The sequence below is a fragment of the Peribacillus sp. YIM B13482 genome, from assembly GCF_042787975.1.
Taxonomy (GTDB): Bacteria; Bacillota; Bacilli; order Bacillales; family DSM-1321; genus Peribacillus; species Peribacillus simplex_A.
The window spans coordinates 1-8,652 of the sequence record NZ_JBHZPF010000093.1; the positions used below are offsets into that span (position 1 = coordinate 1).

An 8,652-nucleotide genomic window follows, 5' to 3' on the forward strand; every position below is an offset into this window, starting at 1 on the left:
CGTCCTGAGCCAGGATCAAACTCTCCGAAGAAATGTTTGACTTGCTCATTTGCTTTTTTGATAGTGTGTGCTCACTTTAAATTTAACGTTGGCGCTTTGTTTTGTTCAGTTTTCAAAGAGCAATAGTTGTTGGTTTGTTTCAACTCATTCACCTTAACATAACATTGAATAGTTGTCAACTTCTGCGAAGAAATTCTTTTGTTAAAATCGCTCGTTAATTAGGCGACTTCATTATCATACTTCTATTTTTCTTTAGTGTCAACATTTAATTCGTAAAATAAGAATCTCTAATAGCACTTTCCTCTTGAAACCATATTGTTAATGAATATAAAAAAACACCGTACGTGTTTGTCTATAATTAATCAACTGGGATGCACTGCGGCTGCTTTGTTCACACCAGGTATACCATCCAATAATTCTACTTCCTTATGATATGGGGACAGGAGTTGATCAATTTGTGTCCTTAAATATAAAGGTGGAAAAAAGACTCTCGGTGGAATGCGACAGCTGCAGGATTAAAAAGCGCTGATTGAGTCCCTCTTGGCTCATTAGTACACCCGTCGAAGCCTCTAATCGACTACAAATGCGTAAGTGATGTAAGAGCGACTTCTTGGCTGAGCCAAACACAAAGAGCGATGAGTTCATCTGCTTGCTACTTACTAGATCGCTGTACAAAACCAACTCGATTGGCGATTTCTTTTAGGACTATTGGAGATAAAAAGCGTTGTAATTCTTATGCGAAAAGTGTTAGTTCACTAAAAGGATCTTCGATTGAAGATCCTTTTTCAGTACCTAAAACATCACATTATGTAAAATAGGTAGACAAAGAAATATGTTATACTTATTCCATAATCGGGCGCTTTAGTGAAAGAAGAGAGTGCATAAAACCCCACTTTTTTATACAGCAGCTAGGCTTCTTCAGAAGCCCAAAATGTTGATAAATCAACGATGTTTAATATCGTGCTTAATCGATAAAAATCAAATAAAAGCCAATCCCTTGATAGATATGGGATTGGCTTTTTGGCGTACTTCTTAAAATTACGATTATGTTAAGTTCATTTCAAAATCATCTCGATATATAATACAACATTTTAAGAAATGTTTTTTAATTCCTCAGTTAATCGTAGGAATTCTTCTTTGTTTTGATCCTGTAATGACTGGTCAATCTCTTTTCGGATTTGTTCTTTTCTGAAATTACGAAGGGCTTTGTTTAACACCATTTCAGCAAATTCAGAATCCATGACGTTTACTTCAGGTTGTGGTGGTGTATTAACCAAATTCCTATCCATAGGAAACCAACTCCTTGACCTTTTTTCTATTATACTAAAAGTTTTCAGATTATTCAAACATTTTACTTTGTTGTTCCATGGTATTTTTAACCAATGAGTTAACATCTGAAAGTGTAAACTCATTGAAACCTTCAGTTATGGTCTTTAAACAAGAATTTTTTAATTCATCTCAAAAACTATTATTCTTTCAGTTTATTTAATCGTTAATCTATACCATTCTATCTTTAGACTGATTCAGATCATTATCATAAAATTGATGGATCAAATGGGTAAGATAAGAGTTTAGTTCAAATCGATCTTTATTAACAAAATCAGACAACGTTAATTTGCTTTCTCTTAACACTATTTTACCCCCTATCTTTAACTTCTTTATCTTTATGATTCCCCAGCTATTATTTTTTTATACATATAAATTAATAAAATATTTATTTTTGAGTATAAATTTTCTCACATTAAAAAGGGTTCTGGTGCAAAAATTCCAGATGACTTGAAACTATTCTTTAAATCTTGGACATACTGATACTAGTACTCTAAAAAGGACGTGATCAGTATGGAAAAGCAAAATCTATTCAAGTGGAAACATTATCAACCTGATATTATTTTATTAACAGTGAGATGGTACCTACGGTACAACCTCAGTTTTCGTGATTTAGTCGAAATGATGGAAGAACGCGGACTATCTATTGCTCATACAACCATCATGCGCTGGGTTCATCAGTATGGCCCTGAATTAGATGAGAGAGTACGGCGTCATCTCAAGCAAACAAACGACTCATGGAGAGTCGATGAAACCTATATAAAAGTAAAAGGACAATGGATGTACTTATATCGTGCTATTGATTCAGAAGGAAATACGATTGATTTTTATTTAAGTAAAACAAGAGATCATAAGGCTGCAAAGCGCTTTTTCAAAAAAGCTTTGCGGTCTTTTCATGTTTCAAAGCCCCGTGTGATCACAGTAGACAAGAACCCAGCCTATCCTATAGCGATTGAAGAGTTGAAGAAAGAGAAAAAGATGCCCCTAGGCATCCAAATAAGGCAGGAAAATATCTTAATAACATTGTGGAACAAGATCATCGTTTTATTAAAAAGAGAGTTCGTTCTATGTTAGGATTGAAATCTTTTCGTTCTTTCGGGAATAGAAGCGATGCATATCATTAAAAAAGGACAACTTACTCTACAGGACAACTCTGTCCAAAATCAAGTGAAGTTCATTCATCAACTATTTGGGATGGCTGCATAAGAGCTGATTCCATAGGAATCTATATACCTCTTTCCAATGGATGTAATCTTTGCACCAGAACCCGTTTCCCATAAGTCCATCTAATATCCCCATACAAAATCCCTCCCAAAATTTTTCTTTGTGTATTGTATGATAGTAGTAGCATATAAAGTAAAATATTCCTACCATATTAATGAATTAATCAAAACGACAAAAAGCCCACTCTGAAGAGCAAGGGCCTGCTTCTAGCTTTTATCAAAGAAAAAAGGTCAGTCCCACTGAGTTAATACTTTAACACAGCGGGGACTGACCCCATTGTATATTAGACATTTTGATTTTAGCTTTATCTGCCTCAGGTGTTATACCTTTCTACTTATCTATTTAATTGTTTCACTTTTACAGGCTTTTTTTCCTTGCTTACTTTGATGATTTGTCCGATAATACTGATGGCAATTTCTTCTGATGTTTCCGAGCCAATTTCCAATCCGATTGGAGAATGGACCTGCTCCAATTGTTCTTGCGTGACCCCTTCACTTTTTAACTTTTCAAATATGCTTATGACCTTGCGTTTACTGGCGACCATCCCAACATATGCAATCGGAAATTGCAGTGCTGTTTTTAATACAATATCATCACAATCTTTTGTAACAATTACCACATATGACTTTTCATTTAGATTGGCTGCGAGCAAAGCCTTTCCAATATCCTCGTTCACAAAAAGGTTTGTCGCATTAGGAAAGCGTTCCTTCGTACAATAACCAACGCGATCATCGACAATGCAATAAGGATATTCGAGGAAATCAGCGAGCTTTGCCAACGCATGGCCTAAATGACCGGCCCCAGCCAGAATGAGTTCAGGCCTCCTTGTATAGACTTCAATAAAGACCCGTAACGTGCCGCCACAATTCATCTGAATTCCGTCTTTTGCATGTTTATTCAATTTATATTCAACGATTTTCGATTGGCCATTTTGGATCGCCTTTACACTATCTTCGATCACATAGTGTTCAGCCAAGCCCCCTCCGACAGTCCCTTCAATGGTACCATCCCGGTAGACAATCATTTTTCCAACATGCCTGGGAGTCGAGCCCTTTGATTCAATAATCATGGCTAAAGCAAAGGTTTCGTTTTGACGCGTCAGCATGGACACTTTTTCCATCAGCAGCATGAAAAGCTCCCCCTATTTTTAAACATTAATTCGGTTGATATTGCTTCATGCTAAGAAAATAACGTAAAAGATGTAACGCAACGGTTTTTCTGTAAGCCGCAGTGGAGCGTTGATCGTCGATTGGTCTAATGACCTTATCGAAGGCTGCCACAATCGCAGCGATGTCTGCATCGGCTAATGGTATCGTTTTTCCAACCAGCTTCTTCTCAATATCAATGGAACGAACCATCGTAGGTCCGACCGCCCCGAAGGCAAATCGAATGTCATCGATTCGATCTTTGCTTATCCGGATGAAACCCGCAAAGGATACTTTGGCAATGGCATCTGCGTTGCGGTTGCCGACTTTCTCGAAAACGACATGTGAACCTTCTAATACGAACGGCAGAATAATCTCCGTCACTATTTCATTGTGAAAGCGTTGAACCCGTCGTGGACCTTGAATAAAATCGCTAATCGCAACCATGCGATCACCATTTACGGAGCGCAACAGAATCTTTGCATTGTATACATATAATAAAGGAAGCATGTCACCGGCTGGAGAGGCGTTGCAAATATTACCGCCTAATGTTCCCCGGTTTCTAATTGCCGGGGCAGCAATTGTTTTAATTGCATTCTTTAAAGCAAAAGGAATCAACGGATTTTCAAGTAATTCACTATAGGTACAGCAGGCCCCGATGTGGAGATCCTTGTGATGTTGATACACCTGCTTTAATTCGGAAAGATGATTAATAAAAACAATCGGTTTAGGGATTTTCGGAGGTACTCCCCTTCTACTTTTGTGAAGAACCATAACATCGGTGCCTCCGGCTATGATTGCACAATCTTCTCTATTCAATTGGCTCAACGTTTCGTCTAAACGCTCGAAGCGATACGCTGTTATTTTCTCTAACATAAGCCATCACCTTTTTTAGCTGCTAAGTTAATCGCCTCAACAATCATATTGTAGCCCGTACATCGGCACAGATTTCCGGAGATGCCTTCACGAATTTCAGCCTCTGAAGGATGAGGATTTTTAGATAACAAAGCTGCACTTGCCATAATCATCCCCGGAATGCAATAGCCGCATTGCACTCCCCCGGCGATGGAATAGCTCTCATCTAAAATTTTAAATTGTTCCGTTTCAATGATGCCTTCGATCGTTTGAATATCGGCACCAGAAATCGAGCCAATTGGAATAAGGCAGCTGTTTTGCAGGAGGTTATTCACAAAAACACTGCAGGCTCCGCACTCCCCTTCACCACAGCCTTCCTTTGTTCCGATTAACTCAAACTCATCTCTTAATAAATCTAGTAATCTTGCTGTAGCAGGGGCGTCAGTTTCTACCTTTCTTCCATTTAGTGTGAATTTAATCAACCCTCTTCACCTTCTTTCATCCAAAGACTTTCAATAATGACTTCCGGTGTAATCGGAATTTGCTGAAAAGAAGTTTGCAGGGCATCCTCGATCGCAGCTTGGACTGCTGGAGCGCCTCCGATTAAAGTCAATTCACCTGCGCCCTTCGCTCCGTATGGACCATCAGCATAGGGGTTATCAAAGACCTTGCTTTCAATTGAAACAACATCCAATGAAGTCGGCGGTCCATAATCCGATATGCTTTTTTGTTGGATTCTACCTTGCTTTGACGTCATCTTTTCTAGATAACCGTATGCTAGCCCTTGAGCCAAACCACCATCAATTTGGCCTTTCATAATCCGTTCATCGATGACCTTCCCAACTTCATAATTGCCGTATACTTTTTCTAACTTTATATTTCCTGTTAACGTATCAACTTCTACTTCAACCATATTAACGCCCCATGAATAAGCCGGGTAGGCATCTCCAGTGAAGGTTTTCTCGTCCCAAGGAATCATTTCACGGTGAACATAGTGCTCAACTACTTCCTGTTCCACCCCTGTTTGCCACTGATCCTTAAGTTTTATTGCGGCCCGTTCAAGCAATTTTCCGACAATCATCGTCGTCCTGGAAGCTACGGTCGGACCCGAGTCGGGAACCTCTTTTGTGTCGGGATAAGGGTACAAAATATCTTCGAACGGGAGGTTAAGTTCTTTGGCGACAATTTTACACAACGTCGTCAAAATACCTTGTCCCATATCAGAGTTTGAGATTTTTAGTGATACCTGGTCGTCCTTTGATTTAACCAGCTTCACCGTTGCTTTAATATGATCTCTTTCGCCACTGCCTGTAAATCCACAGCCGTGGAGGAACAGCGAAGTTCCTATGCCTTTTTTATAGCGCTGATTTTGTTGATTTAAGCGCTGAAAGTCTTCTTTTTTCTTTTTGTATTCTGACACGTTGAGTATGTCCTCAATCATTTCTTCCACTAATATCGGGTCGCGGAATGCACCTTTGGTGATGGTCGGGTCTCCTTGTTTGACGAGGTATTTTCGTTTATATTCAAGCGGGTCGATTTTTGCCTGTTTACTAAGATGTCCAATATGACTTTCGATTCCGGCAAAGCTTTGTGGAGCACCAAAGCCTCTGAAGGCACCGTTCGGAACGGTATTGGTTTTTAAGACATAGCCTTTTGCATGAAAATGCGGAATTTTATAAACACCGGCACTGTTTATTAATGCGCGCTGCAGCACGACAGAGCTCAATCCCACATTTGCCCCTCCATCGAGAAAAATGTCAACACACATGCTCAAAATATTTCCTTCCTTATCAAGGGCCGTTCGATATTTGAGTTTGGCCGGATGTCTTTTCGTCGTAACCAGCATATCCTCAGAACGGTCGAACACAAGCATTACCGATTTTTTGACTGCTCTTGCGGCAACGGCTACGTGACAAGCCATCATAGAAGGATAATCTTCTTTGCCGCCAAAACCTCCGCCGGTAGGACTTTGAACAACTCTGACTTCATTGTCACCACAGGCTAATGCGCTTAGCAATGCATTTTTTATATAATAAAGACATTGCATCGATCCCTGGACGACAATTTCATCATCCTTATAAACGGCGAGCATTCCTTGCGGCTCAAGGTAGACATGCTCCTGATAACCTGTATCATATTCTTCTTCGATGATTTGATGGGCTCCCTGCTCGATAGCTGAAATGTTCTCTAAGCTTTCCCCAAATTCATAGCTTGCCAAAACTAAGGATACTGATTTTTGCTTGATCGCTTCGTCCAATGTATAGATAGCCTGATGTTCTTCAAATTCAACCTTCACTTCATTTAACAAACTGTACAGGATATCCAGGTCTTTGCCCGTGAGCATGAGAATCGGCTCACCAATATAATTGACCCACTCATTGGCAAAAATGGGCTGATCTTCTTTGATAATTTTGACATAATTCGGTCCGGGGATATGCTCTGCTCCAACAGCTTCATACCCTTCCGGAAGGTTAGGTAATTGAATGGATATGATTTTTCCATAAGCAATTGGCGATCGATACAAAACACCATAAACCATATTTTCCACTTTCACGTCACTAATATAGGGCAACTGGCCCGATACTTTACCTTTATGGTCCTTTTTGGGCACTGAGGTGCTTATGTCTTTGAGATTCATTGCAACAACACCCTTCAACTCATTTTTTTAAAGGGATATATTCTGAATAGAAACCTCTTCCTACGATTTTATCAATGAGAATGATCTTTTATGATTCATTTCTATTCAAGATTTTCGTAGTTTTTAATTATATTTTTACTTCGAGAAATTTAAAGCTTTATCATAATCAATGGCTTTTTGGTAATCCTCCGGTGTATCAACATCAATTAATACTCCCGCATCATCTACATTCATGTATTGCTTTTCGTAACCACCCAGGACCACACGCAAATTACTCTCTGGATTGGTTTCGAGAATTTTCTGTTTCACTTCACTTGATAATTTAATGGGATGGCCGCCTTTATAGTCAAAGCTGGGAATAACTACGTTTCCTTTGTGTTTTGCTAGTAGCTGAACAGTATCTTTTTTAACAAGCGGACAATCTCCGGGTGTTATAAAGAAGGTTGGGGCATTTACTTCGTTGCAGCCCTTTTGAATGGAATGAAACATTCCCTGGTTAAAGTTTTCATTATAAACAAACATGATCTGAAATGAGTAGGCATTTTTACTGATGATTTTGGCAATTTCCTCTTGGATGATTTCCGCTTGAAACCCAGCTACGACAATGACCCTGCTGCATAATCCTTCAAATTTAGAAATCGTTTGCTCCAACACGCTCATTTGCCCCATTTGCCCCATCGGCAAAGTCATTTTAAATGCATTCGCTCGGCTGGAATATCCAGCAGCTAGGACGATTGCTTCCATGTTTGTCACCTTCTACCTATCATTTTTCTTAATTCTCACAATAAAAGCACAAGCGGAGTAAGGATTAGCTGTATAGCCTATTAAGAGATCATTGATTGTTTATGCTTTGAATTTTAATTAAAGAATCTGGATAGTGTTTTTTCTTTATATGCGTAAAAGCCTCATTATATTACTTATGGTACGCTTCATCGTAACTCATCTAAATGAGGTTTTTTAAACTCTCATTTAATTCCATACTTAGTCCTTCATTCGATGTCACGGAAAAAGGATTAAAGCTAGTAGAGGTAGCAAAAGGGTATTCTGTTGAAGAAATCCAAGCAGTAACAGAACCAACACTTCTCATTGATGAAAACTTGAAATTGGATGCTTATTAATAAATAGTCTAGATTTTATTTAAAAATCGAAAGCATAACTAAACAAATACCATAACCCAATGATATGAAAGTAGAAAATATGGGGATGGTTCTCCCATTTCTTAAAAAGTAGGTGGAAGAACCCTCCTTTGTTTTAAAAAAATGTCATTATTTTAAAAAATTTTTCATGGAGGTTAACAATGAATATTTTGGTAATTATGAAACGCACCTTTGGTACGGAAGAAAAATTGTTTTTAATGACGGTCAAATCGATGACAGTGGTGCGGAGAAGCAATGTGTGGCGTCCTAGAGCTTTCACGGAGTACCTATTATTACGAAGCAAAAGAACGAACCTCAGAAGACGATG

At 38.8% G+C, this 8,652-nt stretch carries 6 protein-coding genes and 3 pseudogenes; 2 read left to right on the forward strand and 7 right to left on the reverse strand.

Annotated features, from left to right (window positions below; all coding sequences use genetic code 11):
* Nucleotides 1-519: 519 nt before the first annotated feature.
* Together ACFX4L_RS24160 and ACFX4L_RS24165 are read right to left on the reverse strand one after the other, a co-directional pair.
* Nucleotides 520-709 (reverse strand): annotated as a pseudogene (locus ACFX4L_RS24160) (IS4 family transposase); the annotation flags it as partial.
* A 382-nt stretch (nt 710-1,091) separates the two neighbouring features.
* Nucleotides 1,092-1,289 (reverse strand): IDEAL domain-containing protein, encoded by a 198-nt coding sequence (locus ACFX4L_RS24165; protein ID WP_377406489.1) that lies wholly within the window; start codon nt 1,287-1,289, stop codon nt 1,092-1,094.
* Nucleotides 1,290-1,839: 550 nt separating this feature from the next.
* On the opposite strand from ACFX4L_RS24165, the pseudogene ACFX4L_RS24170 reads away from it, so the two are divergent.
* Nucleotides 1,840-2,532, forward strand: a pseudogene (locus ACFX4L_RS24170) (IS6 family transposase).
* A gap of 352 nt (nt 2,533-2,884) precedes the next feature.
* Here the strand turns inward: ACFX4L_RS24170 and ACFX4L_RS24175 are convergent.
* From ACFX4L_RS24175 to ACFX4L_RS24195, 5 genes are all read right to left on the reverse strand, one after another.
* On the reverse strand, nt 2,885-3,679 hold the full coding sequence (locus tag ACFX4L_RS24175; protein ID WP_061466469.1) for an XdhC family protein: 795 nt from the start codon (nt 3,677-3,679) through the stop codon (nt 2,885-2,887).
* A gap of 25 nt (nt 3,680-3,704) precedes the next feature.
* A complete protein-coding gene (locus ACFX4L_RS24180) occupies nt 3,705-4,571 on the reverse strand; it encodes an FAD binding domain-containing protein (protein WP_377383412.1) in 867 nt (288 codons plus the stop codon).
* Nucleotides 4,565-5,032 carry a (2Fe-2S)-binding protein gene (locus tag ACFX4L_RS24185; RefSeq protein ID WP_061466465.1) on the reverse strand — a complete coding sequence of 156 codons (468 nt, stop codon included), beginning with the start codon at nt 5,030-5,032 and terminating at the stop codon, nt 4,565-4,567. Before ACFX4L_RS24185 ends, ACFX4L_RS24180 begins: the two co-directional genes overlap by 7 nt.
* Nucleotides 5,029-7,188, reverse strand: coding sequence for a xanthine dehydrogenase family protein molybdopterin-binding subunit (locus tag ACFX4L_RS24190; protein ID WP_377406491.1), 2,160 nt, complete (start codon nt 7,186-7,188; stop codon nt 5,029-5,031). Before ACFX4L_RS24190 ends, ACFX4L_RS24185 begins: the two co-directional genes overlap by 4 nt.
* A 135-nt stretch (nt 7,189-7,323) precedes the next feature.
* Entirely contained in the window at nt 7,324-7,932 is a 609-nt protein-coding gene (locus ACFX4L_RS24195) for a nucleotidyltransferase family protein (protein WP_377406493.1), read from the reverse strand.
* Between the two features lie 251 nt (nt 7,933-8,183).
* Between ACFX4L_RS24195 and ACFX4L_RS24200 the strand changes: the two are divergent.
* A pseudogene (locus tag ACFX4L_RS24200) lies at nt 8,184-8,306 on the forward strand (succinyl-CoA--3-ketoacid-CoA transferase); the annotation flags it as partial.
* Between the last annotated feature and the right edge of the window lie 346 nt (nt 8,307-8,652).